General features: G+C 71.0%; 21 protein-coding genes. 9 read left to right on the forward strand and 12 right to left on the reverse strand.

All coding sequences use genetic code 11. The features are described from left to right. Positions 1-22: 22 nt before the first annotated feature. Entirely contained in the window at positions 23-1,072 is a 1,050-nt protein-coding gene (locus ACGFZQ_RS27860; RefSeq protein WP_393842598.1) for a 2,3-butanediol dehydrogenase, read from the reverse strand. Between the two features lie 153 nt (positions 1,073-1,225). On the opposite strand from ACGFZQ_RS27860, the gene ACGFZQ_RS27865 reads away from it, so the two are divergent. Next, a complete protein-coding gene (locus ACGFZQ_RS27865) occupies positions 1,226-1,858 on the forward strand; it encodes a TetR/AcrR family transcriptional regulator (RefSeq protein WP_393842599.1) in 633 nt (210 codons plus the stop codon). Between the two features lie 66 nt (positions 1,859-1,924). On the opposite strand, the gene ACGFZQ_RS27870 is transcribed toward ACGFZQ_RS27865, so the two are convergent. Further along, the gene (locus ACGFZQ_RS27870) at positions 1,925-3,523 is read right to left on the reverse strand and encodes a class I adenylate-forming enzyme family protein (RefSeq protein WP_393842600.1); all 1,599 of its coding nucleotides are present in this window, start codon (positions 3,521-3,523) and stop codon (positions 1,925-1,927) included. A gap of 218 nt (positions 3,524-3,741) precedes the next feature. Between ACGFZQ_RS27870 and ACGFZQ_RS27875 the strand changes: the two genes are divergently transcribed. Continuing rightward, positions 3,742-4,323: a flavin reductase family protein gene (locus tag ACGFZQ_RS27875; RefSeq protein ID WP_393842601.1), complete on the forward strand. Its 582-nt coding sequence runs from the start codon at positions 3,742-3,744 to the stop codon at positions 4,321-4,323. Positions 4,324-4,372: 49 nt separating this feature from the next. Here ACGFZQ_RS27875 and ACGFZQ_RS27880 read toward each other — a convergent pair whose 3' ends face one another. The 3 genes from ACGFZQ_RS27880 to ACGFZQ_RS27890 form a co-directional block, all read right to left on the reverse strand. Beyond that, the gene (locus tag ACGFZQ_RS27880) at positions 4,373-5,290 is read right to left on the reverse strand and encodes an LLM class F420-dependent oxidoreductase (RefSeq protein WP_393842602.1); all 918 of its coding nucleotides are present in this window, start codon (positions 5,288-5,290) and stop codon (positions 4,373-4,375) included. A gap of 160 nt (positions 5,291-5,450) precedes the next feature. Then, complete coding sequence (locus ACGFZQ_RS27885; protein WP_393842603.1) at positions 5,451-6,680, reverse strand: acyl-CoA dehydrogenase family protein; 1,230 nt, start codon at positions 6,678-6,680, stop codon at positions 5,451-5,453. Positions 6,681-6,698: 18 nt separating this feature from the next. Next, entirely contained in the window at positions 6,699-7,781 is a 1,083-nt protein-coding gene (locus tag ACGFZQ_RS27890) for a CaiB/BaiF CoA transferase family protein (RefSeq protein ID WP_393842604.1), read from the reverse strand. Between the two features lie 157 nt (positions 7,782-7,938). Between ACGFZQ_RS27890 and ACGFZQ_RS27895 the strand changes: the two genes are divergently transcribed. Together ACGFZQ_RS27895 and ACGFZQ_RS27900 are read left to right on the forward strand one after the other, a co-directional pair. Further along, the gene (locus ACGFZQ_RS27895; RefSeq protein WP_393842605.1) at positions 7,939-9,474 is read left to right on the forward strand and encodes a class I adenylate-forming enzyme family protein; all 1,536 of its coding nucleotides are present in this window, start codon (positions 7,939-7,941) and stop codon (positions 9,472-9,474) included. A gap of 34 nt (positions 9,475-9,508) precedes the next feature. Further along, positions 9,509-10,135, forward strand: a complete 627-nt coding sequence (locus ACGFZQ_RS27900; RefSeq protein WP_393842606.1) for a nuclear transport factor 2 family protein — start codon at positions 9,509-9,511, stop codon at positions 10,133-10,135. 30 nt (positions 10,136-10,165) lie between these two features. On the opposite strand, the gene ACGFZQ_RS27905 is transcribed toward ACGFZQ_RS27900, so the two are convergent. Beyond that, positions 10,166-10,915 carry a GntR family transcriptional regulator gene (locus ACGFZQ_RS27905; protein WP_393842607.1) on the reverse strand — a complete coding sequence of 250 codons (750 nt, stop codon included), beginning with the start codon at positions 10,913-10,915 and terminating at the stop codon, positions 10,166-10,168. Between the two features lie 75 nt (positions 10,916-10,990). Then, complete coding sequence (locus ACGFZQ_RS27910; protein WP_393842608.1) at positions 10,991-12,169, reverse strand: CaiB/BaiF CoA transferase family protein; 1,179 nt, start codon at positions 12,167-12,169, stop codon at positions 10,991-10,993. A 163-nt stretch (positions 12,170-12,332) separates the two neighbouring features. On the opposite strand from ACGFZQ_RS27910, the gene ACGFZQ_RS27915 reads away from it, so the two are divergent. From ACGFZQ_RS27915 to ACGFZQ_RS27935, 5 genes are all read left to right on the forward strand, one after another. Next, positions 12,333-13,193: a MaoC family dehydratase N-terminal domain-containing protein gene (locus tag ACGFZQ_RS27915; protein WP_393842609.1), complete on the forward strand. Its 861-nt coding sequence runs from the start codon at positions 12,333-12,335 to the stop codon at positions 13,191-13,193. After that, complete coding sequence (locus ACGFZQ_RS27920; RefSeq protein WP_393842610.1) at positions 13,190-14,038, forward strand: HpcH/HpaI aldolase/citrate lyase family protein; 849 nt, start codon at positions 13,190-13,192, stop codon at positions 14,036-14,038. The genes ACGFZQ_RS27915 and ACGFZQ_RS27920 overlap by 4 nt, the downstream gene beginning before the upstream one ends. A gap of 12 nt (positions 14,039-14,050) precedes the next feature. Further along, positions 14,051-15,208, forward strand: coding sequence for an acyl-CoA dehydrogenase family protein (locus tag ACGFZQ_RS27925; RefSeq protein ID WP_393842611.1), 1,158 nt, complete (start codon positions 14,051-14,053; stop codon positions 15,206-15,208). A gap of 86 nt (positions 15,209-15,294) precedes the next feature. Further along, positions 15,295-15,750 carry a MaoC family dehydratase N-terminal domain-containing protein gene (locus ACGFZQ_RS27930; RefSeq protein WP_393842612.1) on the forward strand — a complete coding sequence of 152 codons (456 nt, stop codon included), beginning with the start codon at positions 15,295-15,297 and terminating at the stop codon, positions 15,748-15,750. Further along, a complete protein-coding gene (locus tag ACGFZQ_RS27935; RefSeq protein ID WP_393842613.1) occupies positions 15,747-16,289 on the forward strand; it encodes a MaoC family dehydratase in 543 nt (180 codons plus the stop codon). The genes ACGFZQ_RS27930 and ACGFZQ_RS27935 overlap by 4 nt, the downstream gene beginning before the upstream one ends. Before the next feature lie 197 nt (positions 16,290-16,486). Here the strand turns inward: ACGFZQ_RS27935 and ACGFZQ_RS27940 are convergent, their stop codons facing one another. The 5 genes from ACGFZQ_RS27940 to ACGFZQ_RS27960 all read right to left on the reverse strand — a co-directional run bounded on the left by ACGFZQ_RS27940 (position 16,487) and on the right by ACGFZQ_RS27960 (position 21,284). Continuing rightward, on the reverse strand, positions 16,487-17,413 hold the full coding sequence (locus tag ACGFZQ_RS27940) for an SDR family NAD(P)-dependent oxidoreductase (RefSeq protein ID WP_393842614.1): 927 nt from the start codon (positions 17,411-17,413) through the stop codon (positions 16,487-16,489). 1 nt (position 17,414) lies between these two features. Further along, on the reverse strand, positions 17,415-17,858 hold the full coding sequence (locus ACGFZQ_RS27945) for a Zn-ribbon domain-containing OB-fold protein (RefSeq protein WP_393842615.1): 444 nt from the start codon (positions 17,856-17,858) through the stop codon (positions 17,415-17,417). Between the two features lie 2 nt (positions 17,859-17,860). Continuing rightward, positions 17,861-18,664, reverse strand: coding sequence for an enoyl-CoA hydratase/isomerase family protein (locus tag ACGFZQ_RS27950; RefSeq protein WP_393842616.1), 804 nt, complete (start codon positions 18,662-18,664; stop codon positions 17,861-17,863). After that, positions 18,661-19,941 carry a cytochrome P450 gene (locus tag ACGFZQ_RS27955; protein WP_393842617.1) on the reverse strand — a complete coding sequence of 427 codons (1,281 nt, stop codon included), beginning with the start codon at positions 19,939-19,941 and terminating at the stop codon, positions 18,661-18,663. The genes ACGFZQ_RS27950 and ACGFZQ_RS27955 overlap by 4 nt, the downstream gene beginning before the upstream one ends. A gap of 227 nt (positions 19,942-20,168) precedes the next feature. Continuing rightward, the gene (locus ACGFZQ_RS27960; protein WP_393842618.1) at positions 20,169-21,284 is read right to left on the reverse strand and encodes an NDMA-dependent alcohol dehydrogenase; all 1,116 of its coding nucleotides are present in this window, start codon (positions 21,282-21,284) and stop codon (positions 20,169-20,171) included. Between the last annotated feature and the right edge of the window lie 19 nt (positions 21,285-21,303).

Consider the following 21,303-nt stretch of genomic DNA (forward strand, 5'->3'; position numbering starts at 1 on the left):
ACGACGCCGAAGAGCCGCTGCGCTACGGGTGAACCAGGATCTTGACGTGCCCGCCCGCGTTGTCGGCCAACTCCGCGTAGCCCTTCGCCGGAGCGTCCTCCAGAGCGATGCGGTCGGAGACGAGTCCGTCGGGGTTGAGGCGTCCGTCGTGGATCGCGGCGATGACGGCGGGGAAGTCGGGCCCGTTGTAGCCGAAGCTGCCGGTGTAGTTGACCTCGGTGAGCATCAGCTGGTTCGGGTCGAACTCGGCCGGGCGGCCGGCGGCGACGGTGACCGCGTGTCCGCCCTTGCGGAGGGATCCGAGGAGCGCGTCGACGGCGGGCTTGCCCGCGCCGGAAGCCTCGTAGGAGGCGTCCACGCCGCCGGGGACCTCGTCGCGGATCCGGGCGACGACGTCCTCCTGGGTGGGGTCGAGCACCAGGTCGGCGCCGAGGTCCCGGGCGAGCTGTTTGCGGGCCTCGCTCACCTCGCTGACGGCGACGAAGCGTGCCCCGTGGGCCTTGGCGGCCAGCAGCAGGCCGAGGCCGATGGGGCCACCGCCGACGACGAGTGCGGTGCCGCCGTCGGCGAGACCACTACGGCGTACGGCGTGCCAGGCGACGGTCAGCGGCTCGACCAGCGCGGCGGTCTCCGCGGAGCTGCCGTCGGGCATCACATGGGCGTTGCGTGCGGGCACGACGACGTACTCGGACATGCCGCCGCCACCGCCCATGAGGCCGATGAAGCCGAAACTGTCGCAGAGGTTGTACTCGCCCCGCAGGCAGGCCGGACAGGTGCCGTCGGAGACCAGGGGCTCCACGGCCACCAGCGCACCGGCCTCGATGCCGTCGACGTCGTCCGCGACCTCCGTCACGCGGCCGGAGAACTCGTGTCCCAGGACGAAGGGGCCCTGCTCGCCGAGCACGGGGTGGACGTAGCCCGGCGGGAACGCGGGGTGGGAGTACTGATGCAGGTCCGAGCCGCAGATACCGGCCCACTCGACCCTGATCTTCACTGTGCCGGGGCGGAGCGCCGGCTCGGGAATGTCGTCGAGCCGTACGTCCCTGGGGCCGTGGAGGCGGAGCGCGCGCATGGGATGTCCTTCGGAGAGGTCTGGTCTGCCGTGCGGGCAGAATTTACTGTCGCACTGTGACAGTAACTCTTTTTCTCGGTGCTGCGATCAGGGCCAAGGTCTCGGAGAATATTGTTCTCTCATTGAGGAACGTCGGCCTCTTGGAGGAAAACCGTGAAATCCCGTGCGGATGCGGCCGTCGAGCGGGCGCTGCACGCGCGTCAGCGCGAGGCCGCCGAGGACGTCGAGCGGATTCTGGCGGCGGCGGTCGAGGTGATGGAGCGGGCGGCCCCGGCGGAGCCGCGGGTCAGTGACATCGTGATCGAGGCCGGAGTCTCGAACAAGGCGTTCTACCGCTACTTCGGCGGCAAGGACGACCTCATCCTGGCCGTCATGGAGCGTGGCATCGGGATCGTGCGGTCCTATCTGGAACACCAGATGGCGAAGGAGGAGGACCCGGCGGGCAAGGTGGCCTGGTGGATCCGGGGCTCGCTCGCGCAGTTGAGCGACGCGCGGCTGGCCAGAGTGAGCCGGGCCGTCGCGGCGCAGCTCGTCGCCACGGCCGACGTCCGGGTGGCCGACGAGGAGATCACCCGTCCGCTGCGGGATCTTCTCCTCGATCCGGTCGTGGAGTTGGGGAGCACCGACCCACGGCGGGACGCCGATGCCGTTTTCGCCGCGGTCTTCGGGACGATGCGCCGGCTCCAGGCGCTGGACGTCCGGCCGGGGCACGACGATGCCGAGCATCTCGTCGGCTTCTGTCTGAACGCCCTGGGCGCGGGCGCCGGCCGGCGGTCGGACCGGTGACCGGCATGCGCGCCGCTGGGTGCCGCGCGTACGGGCCTCCGGAGGGGTTCGGTGACCTCCGCCGGATCAGGTTGTCATCGACGTGGTCCGGCCGACGTCCGCGGTGAGCATGGTCCGCAACGCGGACTTGTCCACCTTCCCGAGTCCCCGTACCGGCAACTCGCGGACTATCTCCAGCTGTTCGGGGATCTTCTGCTCCATCAGCCCGGCCTCGCGGAAGCGGTCCGCGATATCGGCGAGCAGGGGTGCGGGGGCACCCGTGCGCAGGACGAGCACCGCACAGACGCGCTCGCCCCGCTGGGCGTCGGGCAGCCCGATGACGGCCGCCTGATCGACCGAGGGATGGTCCGACAGGAGCTGTTCGAGCTCCTGGGGTGCGATCTTCTCGCCCTTGCGGATGATGAGTTCCTTCATGCGCCCGGTGAGTTCGACGTGGCCGTCCGGGCGGAGATGGCCGCGGTCCCCGGTCCTGAACCAGCCGTCCTCGGTGAACGCCTCGGCCGTCTGCCGGCTGTCGGTGTACCCGAGGCAGACCGTCGCCCCCCGGATCTGGATCTCACCGTCGACGCCCACCGGAACGCTCTCCCCGCCGTCCATGACCCGGAGTTCGAGGCCGGGGGCGGGTCTGCCCTCGGTCTCCCGCAGCTGGTCGTCCTCGTCGTGGAGCGCCGCCACGCAGACCATGGGGGACTCCGTCATCCCGTAGCAGTGCAGGAGCCGGGCCCCCAGTTCGTCGCGGACCTCGTCGAAGAGGTGCGGAGGGCAGGGAGCGCCGCCTCCGGTGACCGCCCTCAGGGTGGGGAGAACCGGGGTCGCCGGCCGCTTGCGCTGCTCGGTGAGCAGGGCCTGGTAGAAGACGGGTCCGGCCCCGACCACCGTGGCCCGGTGCCGGCGCAGCACCTCAAGACCCTCCGTGGGGGTGAACGCCTCCAGGAGGACACACGCGCTGCCGCTCGACAGCGCGGAGGCCAGCTGGACCGGGCCGCCCACGTGCGCGACCGGAAAGGGTACGCAGCAGACCTCGTCGGCCGACTCGCCGGACCGCGTGCGTTCGGTGAGGGCGTACGCGGCGGTCAGCAGCGAACTGTCCGTGTGCAGGGCCCCCTTCGGCAGTCCGCTGGATCCGGAGGTGAAGAAGATCCATCGGACCTGGTCACCCGCCGTCGAGGCGGGAGGCAGGGCGGACACGTCGTCGAGTTCGGGAGCGACCGGCCCGATCGTGAGGACACGGGGCGCGGACGGGACGCTTCGGGCCATCTCCTCGTAGTCCGTGCCGCGCCAGGTGCCGGGCACCAGGAGCCACTCCGCTCCGCTCGCCTCGACCGCCGCGCCGGCCTCGCGCAGACGGTACTGGGCGATCACCGGGGCCTGAACGGCTCCCAGCCGTGACAGGGCGGCCATCACCAGCACGGTGCTCAAGCGGGTGGGGAGCTGCCAGGCCACTCGGCTGCCGGGCCCCACGCCGTGTGCCGCGAGGGCGGCCGCGACCCGGTCGGTCCGGTCGCGGAAGTCGGCGAACGAGAGCCGGGTGTCGTGCTCGTCGAGAAGGAATGTCCTGCCGCCCGTCAGATCAGCCCGGCGGCGTATGAGTTCGGTGAGCGAGGTGGCACGCAGCAGCCCCGCTTCATAAGAGTCCCTGTGCTGTTCCAGACCACTCGTCGTCAACGTCGTTCAGCTCCCGTCCGTGACGTCCGCCCGCTGCCAGAAAGTGACAGTAACGTCTGACGGGAGTTTGTCCAGAGTGGGCGGCTGTCCTAGCTGCACTGAACAACACAGAGCTTGTTCCGATGCTTTCGCCTGAAGGGTGATCTCGGTATCGTGCAAAATAGTGACTTTGTTGTCAGATTGGCTTGTGCGCGTGAGTGTCGCGAGAAGGAGTACCGATGAGCCTGGACCTTGAATCGGCGAACCGCACCCTGGGCGGCCTGCGCCCCTACCCGGTCGCGGTGACCACGGTCGCGGACGGCCGCGTCGGCGGCCTGATGTCGCTGTCGGCGGGTGCGGCGGCGATCGTCCCGGAGGCGCCCCGGGTGACGATCAGCCTGACGAAGTACAACCTGACCCACGACATGGTCCTGAGCTCCGGCGTCTTCGCGATGCACCTCCTGGCCAGCGACCCCGAGATCGTCGATGCCTCGCTCGCCATCCTCATGGGGCTCGGCGGCAGTTCGGGACGGGACGGGGACAAGATCGCGCCGTTCGCCACCAAGCCCGGGGTCACCGGCGCGCCGATCCTGCTCGATGCCCTGAGCTATGTGGAAGGACGCGTGGTGCACGCGCTGGACGTGGAGGAGAGCACGATCTTCGTAGCCGACGTCGTCGGAGCCGAGACCCTCCGTGCGGGGCACCGGCTGAACGTGGGCGAGGCCTGGTCCAAGCTGCCTGCGGAGTGGATCGAACAGTACGAGACGAACCATGTGCCGCAGGTGGACAGCGCGCGGCGCAACCGTGGTCTGCTGACCTGATCCGGTGGCCCGTCCGGTGTCCGCCCCGGTGGGGGCGGACACCGGACACTCAGCCGCCGGCTCGCACCAGCAGTTCGCCGAGCCGGCCGATGTCGTGGCGGAAGGCGTCCAGACTCCTGCTCGTGGGTTCGATGGTGATCCAGGTGACGCCCGCGGCCTCGTACGCGGCCAGCCGGTCGCCGACGGCCGTGGCGAACTCGTCGACGTCGCCCGAGCGCAGCAGACGGCTCTCGAAGGGCGCGAACGCCACGTCCAGCGGGGCCAGTCCGGCCGCCGACCGCTCCGTCTGCGCCGCGGCGACGAGGGTGCGCAGCTCGTCGATGCTCTCCAGAGCCGGTGTCCTGGTGATCGCCGCCATCTCGGCCGACTGGGCCATCGGCAGCCAGCCGTCCCCGAGGGTGATGGCGCGCCTGCGGGCCGCCGCGCTGTTCCCGCCGATCCAGATCGGCGGGCCGCCCTTCTGGACCGGTGCCGGCAGCATGGTGTGGCCGCGCGCGGGGAATGCGAGATCGTCGTGGTCCGTGCCCGCCCAGGCCGCCCGCATGGCCGGGATGGCGGCGTTCAGCAGCGCCCCCCGCCGGGCGAAGTCGGCGTCCAGGACCTCGAATTCGGAGCGCAGGTACCCGGCGGCCATGCCCACGATCAGCCTCCCCTGGGAGACGGTGTCGAGGCTCGCTATCGCCTTCGCGGAGAGATAGGGGTGCCGGTAGCCGGGCACCAGGACGTACGTGATCAGTTTGACGCGGCTGGTGTGCGCGGCCATGAACGTCAGTGAGACGAACGGGTCGAAGGCGTGGTGGCCCCCGTTGCCCAGCCAGGCGTCGTCCGGATAGGGATGCTCGCTCATCGACAGACCGTCGAAGCCGGCCTCTTCGACGATGCGGGCCACTTCACCCAGGTCCGAGCCCTGGATCCAGCGGTCGTAGTGCTTGACGGCTCGCATGGGGAACATCAGGTTGAATCGCATCGGTACGGCAACCTCCTTGTCGGGCAGGACAGTTGGGGATGTGTGTACGGCAGTTCATCCGTCGGAGGCCGGGTCCGAGATGCATTCGTTCGGAAGTCGGGCGCGATTTCGCCTCTCGGTGGTCGGGCGCGACTTCGCCCCTCGGTGGTCGGGCGCGATCTCATCCGCCGGAAGCCGGTCGCGCCCCGCCCAGCAGATGGCGGGCCACGACCATGCGCTGGACCTCGGACGCGCCCTCGCCCAGCCGCTTGACCCGAAGATCGCGGAACCACCGCTCCAGCGGCAGCTCCTGGGACAGCCCGAGCGCGCCGAACATCTGCACGCACCGGTCGACGACGCGGAACGCCGTCTCCGTCGCGAACACCTTGCACACAGAGGCGTCGACTTTCACGTCCTTGCCCAGGTCGGCGTTCCAGGCCGCCTGGTACATCAGCAGGCGGGCCGCCCGGATCTCGATCTCGCTGTCCGCCAGCATCCACTGGATCGCCTGCTTGTCGGCCAGACGCGAGCCGAACACCTGACGCTCCTTCACCCACTCCACCGCCGAGTCGAGCGCCGCCTGCGCGATCCCGATCGGCCCCGCCGCGTACGCGATGCGACCGCGCACCAGGAAGTCGCCGGCCAGCGCGAAGCCCTCGCCCTCCGCGCCGATGCGGTTGGCGACCGGGACGCGGGCGCCGGAGAAGTGCAGCTCGTAGGGCGAGTAGGAGGCCATGACCCCGATGGGTGTCCGGGTCAGGCCGGGCGTCTCGGTCTCCACGATGAAGCAGCTGATGCCGTCGCGGCGGCCGGGTTCACCGGTCCTGGCGTAGACGATGCCCCAGTCCGCCGTCCCGGCGTGGCTGGTCCACAGCTTCGTACCGTTGAGGACGTAGTGGTCCCCGGCGCGTTCCGCGCGGCACTGGATGGCACGGGCCGGGTCGGAGCCGCCGGAGGCCTCGCTGATGGCCGTGAACGCGCGACCCGAGGACCCCTCGACGATGGGCCGGGCGTAGCGCTCGAACTGCTCCTCGGTGGCCCGGAACAGCACACTCGGCGGGTTGCCGCCGAAGGCCCCGGCGGCCGGGAAGAACGCGCCCATCCGGCACTTGGCCGCCTCCTCCCCGACCACCACCTGGCCGAGCACGCTCAGCCCCGCGCCCCCGAACTCCACCGGGGTCTGCAGGGCCCACAGGCCGAGCGAACGGGCCTTCTCCTGAAGGGGCTTCAGCAGCTCCGGGGGCGCGCCCTCGGCGTCGTGTTCGAGCTTGTCCTCCAGCGGACGTACGTCGGACTCCATGAACCGCCGCACGGTGTCCCGCAGCATGCGGAACTCCTCCGGCAGCTCCCAGGCCCCGGTGGGGAGGAGGTCCGGGTCACCGGTGGTGTCCTCGGTCCTGTCTTCGGTCATGCGGATGCTCCTGGCGGGTCAGGTCCATGCGGCGAGGACGGCGGCGGCGTCCACCGGCTCGCGTGGGGGGACGCGGGGGACGGCGGGGGCGGTACGGGAGAAGCGGGGGGCCGGGGCGGCCTGCTGGACGCCGTCGAGCTCGACGATCGACTCGCGGGCGGCCATGTGCGGATGGGCCGCCACCTCACCGAAGGAGAGCACCGGGGTCGTACAGGCGTCGCTGTCCGCGAAGACCTCCGTCCACTCGTCGCGGGTCCGGGAGGCGAAGGTCTCGGTGAAGAGCTCGCGCAGGGCGGGCCAGCGGGAGCGGTCCCGCCGGTCGGGGAGCGCCGCCGGGTCGAGGCCGAGGCCGAGCACCAACTCGTCGTAGAAGCGGGGCTCCAGGGCGCCGACGGCCATGTGGCCGCCGTCCGAGGTCTCGTAGACGTCGTAGAAGGGTGCGCCGGTGTCGAGGCGGTTGGTGCCGCGCTCGTCGCTCCACCGGCCGCGCCCGCGCTGGGACCAGATCATCTGGGCGAGCCCGCTCGCGCCGTCGACGATGGCCGCGTCGATCACCTGGCCGAGTCCGGAGCGCTGCCGCTCGACCAGCGCGGCGAGCACGCCGAGGGCGAGGTACAGGGATCCGCCGCCGAAGTCGCCGACCAGGTTGAGGGGGACGACGGGGCGCTCGCCGGCCCGGCCGATGGAGTGCAGGACGCCGGTGAGCGCGATGTAGTTGATGTCGTGCCCCGCGGTGGCGGACAGCGGGCCGCACTGGCCCCACCCGGTCATCCGGGCGTAGACGAGCCCCGGATTGCGGGCGGAGCAGTCGTCGGGCCCGAGGCCGAGCCGCTCGGTGACACCCGGCCGGAACCCCTCGATCAGCACGTCCGCGCGGGCCGCCAGGCCGAGCACGGTCTCCCGGCCCGCGGGCGACTTGAGATCGGCCTCGATGTACCGGCGTCCGCGCAGCAGTTGGTCTCCGGGCGGATCCTCGGGTGTGCCCGGGCGCTGGACGCGTACGACGTCCGCACCGAGATCGGCCAGGAGCATCGCGGCGTGCGGTCCGGGCCCCATGCCCGCCAGCTCAAGGACCCGTGTCCCGGAGAGCGGTCCTGCCATGGGCCTCCCCTTCTTTTGGCTGCATCTGACGTTGGTATCACACAGTAAACTGCCTGATCTGTCGATGGTTGCGACAGATTACCTCTCGCGCGTCTCTAGTATCTGACGCCATGTGTACGGTAAAAACTGAAACTGCGACCCATCGACTGGAGGTCCCATGCTGGTCGGCGACATTCCCCGCCGTAACGCCCGGCGCTACCCGACGAAGACCGCGCTGGTGCACGGCGACACCCGGCTGAGCTGGGCGGCGGTGGAGGAGCGCGCCAACCGGCTGGCCACCCATCTGCTCGCGCGCGGCCTGGGCATGGGGGACCGCGTCCTCGTCATGGCTCGCAACTGCCTGGAGTGGCCCGAGATCGCCTTCGGTCTCGCCAAGGCGGGGCTCGTCCTCGTGCCGGTGAACACACGGCTCGCGCCGGACGAGGCCGCCTACGTCATGGCCGACTCGGGAGCGCGTGCCGGCATCCTCCACACCGATCAGGCGGAGACCTTCGGTGAGGTGCTGTCCGGCCTGGAGTTCCTGCTGGAGATCGGCGGCAGCGAGGCAGGCGACGACTACGAGACCGGGCTGTCCAAGGGGCGTCCGGTGGATCCCACCCCGGACGCGCTGACCGCGTCGGACATCCAGTTCATCCTCTACACCAGCGGAACGACCGGCCGCGCCAAGGGAGTCGTCCACGAGCACGGCGGCATGCTCGCGCAGGTGCTCGACACCACCATCTCCACGGACGCCCGGCACTCCGACGTGATGCTCGCGACCACGCCCTTCTTCACCGCCGGCGGTATGGTCCGTACGCTCTCCTGGCTCTATCTCGGCCAGACGATGGTCATCCACCCGCGCTTCGACCCCGAAGCCGTCCTCGACGAGATCGAGCGGAGCCGGGTGACCTTCACGACCTTCATCCCGACGATGCTCCAGCGCACGCTGCGCCTCCTTGAGGAGGGCCCTTCGCGGGACGTGTCGAGCCTGCGCAGGATCAGCTACGGATCGGCGCCGGTGCCGGTGGGCCTGGCGGCCAGGGCCATGGATCTGCTGGGCTGCGACCTCCAGCAGCGGTACGGGCTGACCGAAGCGGGCGGCCAGGTCACGATCCTCGGCCCGCGGGAGCACCGGGCGGCGGTGGCCGGGCAGGAGTCGTTGCTGACCTCCTGCGGCCGTGAGACCCCGCACGCCGAGATCCGCGTCGTCGGCAAGGACGGCGAGGAACTCCCGCCCGGAGAAGTGGGGGAGATCGTCATCCGGTGCGATTCGGCGGCGCGCGGCTACTGGAACAACCCGGAGCAGACCGCCGAGGTGTTCCGGCCCGACGGACTGCGGTCGGGTGACCTGGGCCGCCTCGACGAGGACGGCTACCTGCACATCGAGGGCCGCCGCACCGACATGATCATCTCGGGCGGGTTCAACGTCTACCCGGCCGAGCTGGAGCGCGTGATCGGCGGCCATCGGGGCGTCGACATGGTCGCCGTCGTCGGAGTACCGCACCAGGAGTGGGGCGAGACGCCAGTCGCCGTGGTGGTGCCCAAGGGGCCGGCCGACACCGGGGCGCTCCAGGAGGAGCTGCGGGCGCTGTGCCGCGAGCGCCTCGCGGGGTACAAGCAGCCCCGCTCGTTCGTCTTCCGCACCTGGGACTCCATGCCGCTGGGCCCCGCGGGCAAGGTCCTCAAGCGCGAACTGCGCGCACAACTCGTGTGACGCGCGGGAACCCACAACCGAGAGCGGAGCGGCCATGGCAAGCGCCAGGACCTTCGAACGGTTCGAACGGGACGAAGTCGAGAGCGCGTTCCGGCACTACTTCCTGACCGGCCCGGTCCGCGAGGACTGGGTCGCCTGGGGGAAGCTCTTCCTGGACGACGCCCCCTACAACGACCACTACTACGGCACCTTCCACGGGCCCGAGGAGATCGCGTACTTCCTGGACGGCACCATGTCGTTCGCGGCGCATGTGTACTCGCCCCTGGTCTGGTACAACATCGACGGCAACCAGGTCGTCTACAAGGTCGTCAACCGCGCGGACAACCCCGAGCCCGGCGGCCCGCCCATCGAGTTCCCCTCCCTCCAGGTCATCCAGTACGCGGGTGACGGCAAGTGGGCCTCGGAGGAGGACTGGTGGACGCCCCAGGAGATGAAGCTCTTCAACCAGCGCTACACCGAGGCCCGGGAGCGCGCGGGGCAGGGCGGCCCATTCCCGCTGAGCCGCAAGGACTGGGGGCAGTGGGTGGACTGGGCCCGGCCGCCGGAGGGCGCCGATCCGAAGCCGTCGTGGCTGGGCCGTGGCATCGCGCCGATCACGCACATCAAGGAGATGACCAAGGGCGTACGGCATCCGCGTCCCGGCTCCGCGCTGCGCTCCTGACCGCGTTCGGGTGCGGCGATGTTCCGGCACTCAGCGCACGCCCCGGCGCAGCCGCACCCGGTACGTGTACTGCTCGGGCAGGAAGTAACTGGTGGACTGCTCAAGCGGTTCGGACCCGGTGGTGCAGTAGAGCCGGTCGATGCGCAGCAGGGGATCGCCCGGCCGGCAGCCGAGCAGCTCCGCGGTCGGCGCGTCGGCCGCCGTGGCGGTGATGGACTGGTCGGCCTCCAGGACGGGGATCCGCAGCCGCGCCTCGATCAGCCCGATGATGGTGAACGAGCTTCGCGCCCCGGCAGTGGACAGCTCCTCGGCGTCCAGCAGGGCCTGCCCGACGTCGGGGCGCAGCCGCACGGTCGTCACACAGAACGGTGTGCCGCCGTGCAGCCGCCGGAACACCACCTCATGCACCGCGTCGGAGTCGAGCTGAAGCCGTCCCGCCGCCTCGATGTCGACGCGGCGCCGCAGTGGGCTGAGCACCTCCATGTCGGTGTCCAGGGACAGGCTCATCAGGTCTTCCACGCTGCCGAACTGCCGCAGATACCGGCTGCCGTGCTCGGTGGCGAAGGTGCCCCGGCCCGGGACGCGATGCACCATGCCCTCGGCGACCAGCTCCTGGAAGGCCCGCCGCACGGTCTGCCGGCTGACCGCGTACTGGACGGACAGCTCCGCCTCCGTCGGCAGCCGGCCTCCGTCGGCGTACCGCTGACCGAGGAGCGCCTCGCGCAGTTCCCTCGCCACGGTCTGGTATGCCGCTTCCCGCTCGCGCTCCTTGGCGGCCATCTGCTCCGGCTCTCCTCGCTGCTGTTCCCGGTGCTGTTCCCGGCGGCTGCTGACCGGACAAGTCTGCACCACAGGTCAGACAGCTCCGGCGGCGCGCAGCTCCTCGATCTGGGCGTCGGTGCGGCCGAGCTCCGACAGGATCGCCGCCGTGTGTTCCCCGGCCTCCGGGACGGGGGCCATGCGAGGCTCCACTCCACCCAGCGTGGCCGGCGGGAGGAGGGCGTCGACGGGGCCGCCGGGGGTGCCGACCCGGCGCCAGCGGTCGCGGCCGGTGAGGACCGGGTGGTCCAGCAGGTCGGAGACGGAGTTCAGCCGCGCGTTGGCCACGCCCGCCCGGTCCAGGAGCTTCACCGCCTCGCCGGTGTCCAGCTCGGCGAACCGCCGCGCGATGACGGCCTCCAGGGCATCGCGGTGGGCCACGCGCGCGGAGTTGCGGACGAACCGCTCGTCGGCCCTGAGCCCCGGATCGTCGAGTACGACCTCGCACAGCGCGGCCCATTCGCGTTCGTTCTGCACCGCGAGCAGCACTGTGCCGCCGTCGCCTGTGGTGAAGGGGCCGTACGGTGCGATCGTGGCGTGCCGGGCGCCGGTGCGCGGGGGCTGCGTGCCGCCGTACCGGGTGTAGTAGGCGGGCTGGCCCATCCACTCGGCCAGCGCCTCGAAGAGCGACACCTCCACCGGGGCGGCGTGGCCCGTGGTCGCGCGCTGGTAGAGCGAGGTGAGGATCCCGGAGTAGGCGTACATCCCGGCGGCGATGTCGGCCACCGAGATCCCCGCCTTCGCCGCCTCCTCGGGGCTGCCGGTGACCGACACGAGCCCCGTCTCGCACTGCACCAGGAGGTCGTACGCCTTCCGGTCCGCCCAGGGCCCCGAGCCGCCGTAGCCGGAGATGTCGCAGGTGATCAGCCGCGGGTGGCGCCGGGCCAGGCCGGCGCTGTCGAAGCCGAGGCGCGCGGTGGCCCCGGGGGCCAGGTTCTGCACGAAGACATCGGCCCGGCCCAGGAGTTCGTGCAGCACCGCGCGGGCGGCGGGCGTCTTGAGGTCAAGGGCCAGGGATTCCTTGGAGCGGTTGATCCAGACGAAATAGCTCGACTGTCCGTGGACGGACTCGTCGTAGCGCCGGGCGAAGTCCCCGCCCCCCGGGCGCTCCACCTTGATGACTCGCGCGCCCAGATCGGCGAGCTGGCGCGTGGCGTACGGGGCCGCCACCGCCTGCTCCAGGCTGACCACCGTGACGCCGGACAGGGGAAGCATGCGGCCACCTTTCCACAAGTTTGTACGGCCATTTTTGCCGGTGACCGTGCGACTGTCAATCAGTGTGGCATTGACATGACGGGACCCCAGGGCGAAACTGAGAGCCCATTTGGCCGTACAAATCGAGCGGCTACGAACCGAGCAGCAGAGGGGCCGGGTGCCGATGGCTGGACTGGAGGACCACTTCGCGGACTGGAAGCCGGCACCGGACACCGCCGAGGACGTGATCGGCGAGGCGCCGGCCGCGGCGCTGGCCGCCGTCCTCGACGTCCCGGAGACGGCGCCCGGCGCGGGAGATCTCCTGCCCCCGCTGTGGCACTGGCTGTACTTCCTCGACGCGCCGCCGCAGCGGGAGCTGGGGGCCGATGGGCATCCCGCACACGGCCGCTTCCTCCCCCCGATTCCCGACCGCACCCGGATGTTCGCGGGCGGCAGGCTGCGGGTCGAGCACCCTGTGGTGGTCGGCCGGCCCGCCGAGCGCCGATCCGAACTCGCGGACGTCGCGGTCAAACAGGGACGCAGCGGCGAGCTGGCCTTCGTGACCGTCCGCCACGAGGTACGGCAGCGGGGGCGTACCTGCCTGGTGGAGGAGCAGAACCTGGTGTACCGATCGGGCCGGGGCACCCGCGCCGCGCGTACGGCATCGGCCGCGCCGCCGGAAAGCCCGTCCGGCGGCTGGCAGTTGACCCTCGTCCCCGACCCCGTCCTGCTCTTCCGGTTCAGCGCGCTGACCGGGAACGCGCACCGCATCCACTACGACGAGCCGTACGCCAGGGACGTCGAGGGATACCCCGGCCTGGTCGTACACGGCCCGCTGCTCGCCGTCGCGATGCTGGAGACGGTCCGCCGCCACGCACCGCAGCGCCGGGTCGAGTCCCTGTCGTACCGCCTGCGTGCTCCGGCCTTCGCCGGGGAGCGGTTGCGGGTCGACGCCGAACCGACCGGAGCCGACGGCGATTCCGCGGTCCTCACCACCCGGGTCGCCGACACCCTGGCCGCGAGCGCTGTCGCGGAGCTGCGATGACCCACTCCCTCGAACGGATCGAGCAGACCGTGGCCGCCGCGCGGAGCCTGCTGTTCGTGCCCGGGGACCGCCCCGACCGGTTCGACAAGGCCGTGGCCAGTGGCGCCGACCTCGTGGTGCTGGACCTGGAGGACGCGGTGGCCCCGGAACGGAAGGTCGCGGCCCGGGAGTTCGTCCGGGGCTGGCTGACCGGCGCCCGCCCCGCCCTCGTACGGGTCAACGCCCACGGCACCCCCTGGTCCGCGGACGACCTGGCGATGGTCCATGCCACGGGCGCCGCGCTGATGGTGCCCAAGGCCGAGGACCCGGCACGGCTCGCCGTCCACGGCACGGTGCAGGTCCCGCTGATCGAGACCGCCCTCGGCGTGCTGCGGGCCAGGGAACTCTGCGCGGTGCCCGGCGTCGTGCGGCCGGCTTTCGGCAGCATCGACCTCGCCGCCCAGCTCGGCGTCGACCCGGGCGACCGCGAGGCGATGCACCACGCACGCGCCACGCTCGTCCTGGCCGCCGCGGCGGCCTCGGTCGCGCCGCCCGTCGACGGTGTCACGACGGCTGTGAACGATACCGGGGCGGTGCGCGACGACACCGCGTACGCGGCCCGCCTGGGCTTCTCCGGGAAGCTGTGCATCCACCCCCGGCAGGTGGCCGCGGCGCACGAGGCGCTGGCGCCGACGCCCGGACAGCTGCGCTGGGCGCGCCAGGTCGTCGAGGCCGCCGCCGGGAACGCGGTCGCCGTACTCGACGGAAACATGATCGACAAGCCAGTGGTCGACCGAGCCCGGTGGCTGCTCGTACGCGCCGGGGACCGGAGCCGGACCGAACCGGCCGCCCCGACCACCCCGTGAGGAGGCAGCAAGGTGTTGTACGGACTGGACGCCGAGGAGCGTGCCGTCGTGGCCACCGTCCGCGACTTCGTGGACAACGAAGTCCGGCCGGTCGCCAGAGAGCTGGAGCACACCAACACGTATCCCGAGGAACTCATCGACCAGATGAAGGAGTTGGGCGTCTTCGGCCTCGCGGTCCCCGAGCCGTACGGGGAGGTCCGGGTGTCCGCAGTCTGCTACGCCCAGGTCACCGAGGAACTCGCGCGCGGCTGGATGAGCCTGGCCGGCGCCATGGGCGGCCACACGGTGGTGTGCAAGCTCATCGACACCTTCGGCACCGCCGAGCAGAAGAAGACCTACCTGCCCCGGCTGGCCACCGGCGAACTGCGGGCCACCATGGCACTGACCGAACCGGGCGGCGGATCCGACCTCCAGGCGATGCGCACGCATGCCCGTCGCGACGGCGGCGACTACGTGATCAACGGCTCCAAGACCTGGATCACCAACGCCCGCCGCTCCGGCCTGGTCGCCCTGCTCTGCAAGACCGACCCGACGGCGACCCCCGCCCACCGGGGCATGAGCATCCTGCTGGTGGAGAAGGTCCCCGGCTTCACCGTCTCCAAGGATCTGCCCAAGCTCGGCTACAAGGGCGTGGAGAGCTGTGAACTCTCCTTCGACGATGCCCGCGTCCCCGCGGACGCGCTGCTGGGCGGGGAGGAAGGACACGGCTTCGCACAGATGATGAAGGGGCTGGAGACCGGCCGCATCCAGGTCGCCGCCCGCGCCACCGGCGTGGCCCGCGCCGCCCTCGACGACGCGCTGCGGTACGCCCAGGAACGGGAGAGCTTCGGCAAGCCCATCTGGCAGCACCAGTCGATCGGCAACTATCTCGCGGACATGGCGACCAAGCTGACCGCGGCCCGGCAGCTGATCCTGCACGCGGCGGCCCGGCTGGACGCGGGCGAGCGCTGCGACATGGAGGCGGGCATGGCCAAGCTCTTCGCCTCGGAGACGGCGATGGAAATCGCCCTCAACGCCTTGCGTATCCACGGTGGTTACGGCTACTCGACGGAGTTCGACATCGAGCGGTACTTCCGGGACGCGCCGCTGATGATCGTCGGCGAGGGCACCAACGAGATCCAGCGGAACGTGATCGTCCGCCAGCTCGTGGCCCGAGGTGGCCTCCAGTGAGCACCCGTACCGCGCTGAACGGAGCGCCCGTCCGGCCCTGAACTGAGTGGACGGACAGGACAGAACCGAGTGGAAGGACAGGACAGTTGGACCAGCAGCCCCCGGGTGCCCCGGGCCCCGAGTTCACCGTGCCCGTCGAGCGCGGCAAGATCCGCGAGTTCGCGGCCGCCATGCAGTCGCAGCACCCCGCCTACCAGGAACCGGACGCCGTCGTGCCGCCCACGTTCCTCGTCTCCTCCGCCTTCTGGGCGCCGGACGGCGCCCGCCCCGACACCGGATTCGACCGCAGGCGGCTGCTCCACGGCGAGCAGGAGTACGTCTTCCACGGTCCGCCGCCCCGGGCGGGGCAGGTACTGACCGCCCGCGCCCGCCTCGCCGAGCGCTATGAGAAACCCGGCAAGCGGGGCGGGACCATGAGGTTCGCCGTGATCGTCACCGAATTCCGTGATGAGAAGGGCGACTTGGTCGCCGAGCAGCGCTCGACGCTCATCGAAACGGCCAAAGCCCCCCAGCCGCAGCAGGCGAAGGAGGACGGCCAGTGACCACCACCCCCGTACAGGAGCTCACGGTCGGGACGACCGGAGAGCCGCGCACCTTCGGCCCGCTGACCCGCGCCATGTTCGTCCGCTACGCGGGCGCCTCCGGAGACTTCAACCCCATCCACTACGACGAGGAGTACGCGCGGGGAGCCGGCTTCCCCTCGGTCTTCTCCCAGGGCATGCACCAGGCCGCACTGCTGTCGACGTACGCCACCGACTGGCTGGGCGCCGAGAACGTCCGCCGCTTCCACGTCCGCTTCCGCGAGCAGGTGTGGCCAGGAGACGTGCTGACCTGCGAAGGGCGGGTCATCGGTGTCCGGCCGCAGACAGCGGACGGGACGCTTGTCACGGTCGAGCTGACCTGCACCCGGCAGACCGGCGGGGTGGCGATCGCGGGGTCGGCGGACTTCCTGGTCGGCGGCTGCGAGGCGTCCGGCGGTCGGTTCCCCTCGGCGCTCGCCCCCGGCCTCCCTCCAGCACCGGGCGGCTCCTGCTCGCCGTCGACTCGGCGATCGGCCGAGTTCCCGGCGAGCGGGCCGTAGACGCTCGTACGGGGGTGGTGCGGGTCGGGGTGCCGGCCGGTGCCGCCCCCGTTGCTGTCGGCGTGGGGGCCGTCGGTGCGGGTTCGCCGGCGCGGTGCCCGTCACGCGGTGCCCGTCGGTGCGGAACCCGTTGCACAGCAAGCGGCGGGCCCGGATCACAAGGTCCGAGGCCGCCGCTTGCTGTGCGCAGCGTGACGTCAGCCGCCGAGCCGAAGCCCCGCCGCCTGCGTACCGAAGAGGTCGCGGCCGAAGACCTGGCCGAGCCGGGTCGCGTCCCAGCGCCTGCCCTCGCCGGAGACGGTACGGGCCTCGGTCCAGCCCCGCATGAGCTGGATGTTCCCGCCGACCGCACGGATGACCTGACCGCTGACATGGCCGGCCTCCTCACTCGCGAGCCAGGCCACCACCGGGCTGCACAGCGAGGGGTCCTTGGGGTCGTACTCGCCCTCCGGACGCTCGTCCGGCTCAAGAGGAACAGGCGCCCCCGGCATGGTGGCCGACAGCCGGGTGATACCGCCGGGGCCGATGGCGTTGACCGTCACGCCCATGGAGGCCAGCTCCAGACTGAGCGTCAGGGTGAGGCCGACGATCGCCGCCTTGGCCGCCGCGTAGTTGGTCTGGCCGAAGTTGCCCAGCAGCCCGGCGCCCGAGGTGGTGTTGACGATCCGCCCGTACACCTTGCCGCTGGCACCGGACTTGGCCAGCTCGCGCCACCGCCGCGCCGCCGCGTGGCAGGTCAGCCAGGTGCCCCGGACATGCACCCGCATCACCAGGTCGAAGTCCTCGGCCGACATGTTCCAGACCGCCCGGTCACGGACGATTCCGGCGTTGTTGACGAGGATGTCGAGCCGGCCGAACTGCTCGTACGCCTGGTCCACCAGCGCGGTGGCCTGGGCTTCGTCACCGACGTCGGCGAAGTTGGGCGCCGCCTTGCCACCGCGCTCGGTGATGATGCCGGCCACCTTCTCGGCGTCCCGGCCACTGCCCTCGCCCCGCACCGAACTGCCGAGGTCGTTGACGATCACGGTCGCGCCGTGTCCGGCGAGTTCCAGGGCGTGGCCCCGCCCGATGCCGTGACCGGCGCCGGTCACGATGGCTACCTTGCCTTCGAGGAGGCGGGACATATCACTGCTCCTTGGTGTCATTGGCGTGTTCCGGCGTGTCCGGACGTACCCGGGCGGGGCGGAAGACCGGCGCGGTCACCTCGTCGGTGAGGACGCGGTAGGTGACCTCCAGCGGAATTCCGATCGCCAGGTCCTCCGGCGCGCAGTCGACGATGTTGGTCATCACCCGGGGGCCCTCGGCCAGTTCGACCACGGCGGCGACGTACGGGACCCGCTCATTGAAGGGCGGCAGGTCGTTCACGAAGACCGTCGAGTACGTGTAGAGGGTCGCTCTGCCGCTCGCCTCCACCCACTCGACGTCCTCGCTCCAGCAGGACGGGCAGAAGGGCCTCGGGTAGTGGTGGACCGCACCGCAGGCGACGCAGCGCACGACGAGGAACCTGCCCTCGCGCGCCGCGTCCCAGAACGGGCGGCTCTCCTCCTCGATGACGGGAAGCGCGCTCATCGTCACCACCCCAGGTAACGGGGAGTACGGCGTTCCTTGAACGCGGCGATCCCTTCCGCCGAGTCATGGGCGTACGACTGCAGATCCTGCAGGGCTCCCTCCAGCAGGAAGGACTCCTCGCGGTCGCCGTCCAGCGAGCGGTTGAACAGCTTCTTGGTCAGCGCGATGGCGCCGGTGGGCGCGGCGGTGAGGCGTTCGCTCAGCTCCGCCACGGCCTTCTCCAACTCCTCTGGCGGCACCACCCGGTTGACCAGGCCGAGGTCGTGGGCGTCGCGGGCGGAGAGCTTGTCACCGAGGAAGGCGAGCTCCTTGGCCTTCTGCAGACCGATGCGTCGCGGCAGCAGATACGCGCCTGCGGCGTCCACCACCAGGCCGCGCCGGACGAACGCCTCGATGAAGGTGGCCGTGTCGGCGGCCACCACCAGATCGGCGGCGAAGGCCAGATGGGCGCCCATCCCGGCGGCGGGGCCCTGGACGGCCGCGATCACCGGCTTGCCGCAGTCGAGCACGGCGGCGATCAGCCGCTGCGCGCCGCCCATGATCCGCCGCATGCCGTCGCCGACCCGTTTGGGCTCCGAAGAACCGGCGCGGATACGGGTGACATCGGCGCCGGCGCAGAAGTGCCGGCCGTTCGCGGCCAGTACGACGACCCGCGCCTCGGGGTCGGCGTCGGCCTGCTGGAGCAGCGCGATGATCCGGTCCCGGGCCTCGGGCGCGATCGCGTTGGCCGACTCGGGCCTGTTCAGGGTGATGCGGGCGATCCCGTCACCGACCTCGTGCAGTACATCGACGCCGTCGGTGCTCATCGGCGCTCTCCCTCGACGGCGACGGGGCTGAACTCGGCGTCCAGGTGCTTCAGCCCGCGGACGAAGTTGGAGCGCAGCGGCCGGGGTTCGCCGACCGCCCGGAGGTCGGGGAGCAGCCGGAAGAGCTCACGGAAGGCGATGGTGACCTCAAGGCGCGCGAGATGCGCGCCCAGGCAGAAGTGCGGACCGGGACCGCCGAAACCGATGTGGGGATTGGGGGAGCGGGTCACGTCGAAGCGGTCCGGGTCGTCGAAGACGTCCTCGTCCCGGTTGGCGGAGCAGTGCCACATGACGACCTTGTCGCCCCTCTTGAACTCCAGCTCCCCGAGGCGCACTCCGTCGGCGGCCACCGTGCGCCGCATGTGCAGGACCGGGGACGAGTAGCGCACGATCTCCTCGACGGCGGTCGGCGCCACCGCCTCGAAGTCGGCCTGCCAGCGGGCGCGTTCGGCGGGGTGCTCGGTGAGCAGCCGCAGGCCGTGGGCGATCGCGTTGCGCGTGGTCTCGTTGCCCGCGCCGACCAGAAGAATGAAGAAGGAGGCCAGTTCCTGCGGGGTGAGGACCTCTTCCCGGGTGCCGCCCGTGACCAGCGAGGTGATCAGGTCGTCGCGGGGGTCCGTGATCCTGGCCTCGGCCAACTCACTGAGCAGCTCGGCGAGTTCGTTGGCCTTCGTGGACAGGGCGGTGGCCACTCCGCGGGGGGACTGGTCGGCCACGTACTCGGGATCGCTGGCGCCGAGGACCACATTGGTGGCCTCGAAGATGAACTGCTCCTCGCTGCGCGGGATCCCCATCAGGTCGTTGACGATCCGCAGCGGCAGCAGAGCGGCGACCTCGGTCACGAAGTCGATCCGCCCGCGACCGGCGACCGAGGCGACGATCTCCCTGGTGGTCTCCTCGATGTGCGGAGCCAGACCGGAGAGCATGCGCGGCGAGAAGCCCCGCGAGACGATCCGGCGCAGCCGGGTGTGCCGGGGGTCGTCCATGCTGATGATGGACCCGAAGAACTCCCGCAGGTCGGGCGGGTTGTCGAAGATGTTCACGCCCTCGCCCGAGACGAACTCGTCGGGGCGACGGCTGACGTCGACGACGTCGGCGAACCGGGTGAGCGCGTAGAAGCCCTGTTCCCGGCGGTTGCCCCGCAGGTCGTGCTCGTGGAAGAACCGCCGCGGGTCGCTTGCACGCAGGGTGCGGAAGGCGGCGTCCACGTCGGCCGCCGGGCGGGTCCAGAAGTCCAGGTCGTCCAGCTCTATGTCGTCGGTGAAGGGCAGGGGCACGGTCTCTCCCGTGGGCGGTTGGGCATGACGGGCGTGGCGCGAGGCGCGAGGCGCGGCGACTCGGCGATGACGGCGCGGGGGCTCGCGGATGGAAGCGGGAACCGGGCGAAGGGCGCGAGGACTTGGCGAAGGACGCCGGGGCTCGGCGAAGGGCGCCAGGACTCGGTGGAGGGCGCCAAGACTCGGCGGAGGGCGCCAAGACTCGGTGGAGGGCGCCAGGACTCGGCTCAGCGATAGACCAGGACACCGCGCAGGTTCTTGCCGGCGCGCAGATCGTCGTAACCCTCGTTGACGGCCTCCAGCGGGTAGTGGCGGGTGACCATCGAGTCGAGGTCGACCTGGCCCCGGCCCCAGAGTTCGAGGATCTTGGGGATGTCGGCGCGCGGATTGCCGGATCCGTACAGCGAGCCCACCAACTGCTTCTCCGTGAGTGTGAGTTGCATCAGACTGATGTCGATCGAGGTCTCGGCGGCCGCGTGCACGTTGGTGACGACGATCCGGCCGCGCTTCGCCGTCATGGCCATGGCCTGCTGGATCAGGGCGCCCCGGCCCACGCCCATCGTGCAGATGAACTTGTCGGCGCCGCGGTTCCAGGTGGCCTCGGAGACCAGCCCTTCCGCCTCCTCCCACGAGGCGGCGACATGGGTGGCGCCGAGCTGCAGCGCGGTCTCCTTCTTCTCCGGTACGGGTTCGATGGCCACGATCACCTTGGCGCCCGCCAGCCGGGCGCCCTGGATCGCGGCGCCGCCGATGCCGCCGACCCCGGCGACCACGACGGCGTCGCCGGGACGTACGTCCGCCGCGTAGACCGCCGAACCCCAGCCGGTGACGAAGCCGCAGCCCAGCAGGCATGCCTTGTCCAGCGGGTAACCGGGGTCGATCTTGATGCAGCTCGCCTCGTTCACGACGGTGTGATGAGCGAAGGTGCCCAGCAGACAGGCCGTCGACAGATCCTCACCGTCCGCGCCGTGGTGCCGCGCGGTGCCGTCGGCGATCTGCCGTCCCTTGTAGGTGTACGCGCCGAGGTCGCACAGGCTCTGGTGGCCGGTGGAACACGACGGGCAGCGGCCGCACGAGGGGATGAACCCGAAGACCACGTGGTCGCCGGGCTTGAGCCAGGACACGTGCTTTCCGGTCTCCAGGACGACGCCCGCGCCTTCGTGGCCGCCGATGCAGGGCAGCCGGAAGGGCATGTCGCCGGTGACGATGTGCTCGTCGGAATGGCACATCCCCGAGGCGTGCAGTTCGACCAGCACCTCGGTCTCCTTGGGCGGGTCGAGCGTGATCGGCTCGATCCCCCAGGGGGTGTTGCGCTCCCGCAGCACCGCTGCCAGCGTCTCCATGGAACGGCTCTCCTTAACT

Origin of the sequence: Streptomyces sp. NPDC048254, assembly GCF_043201895.1 — a bacterium.
Lineage (GTDB): Bacteria > Actinomycetota > Actinomycetes > Streptomycetales > Streptomycetaceae > Streptomyces.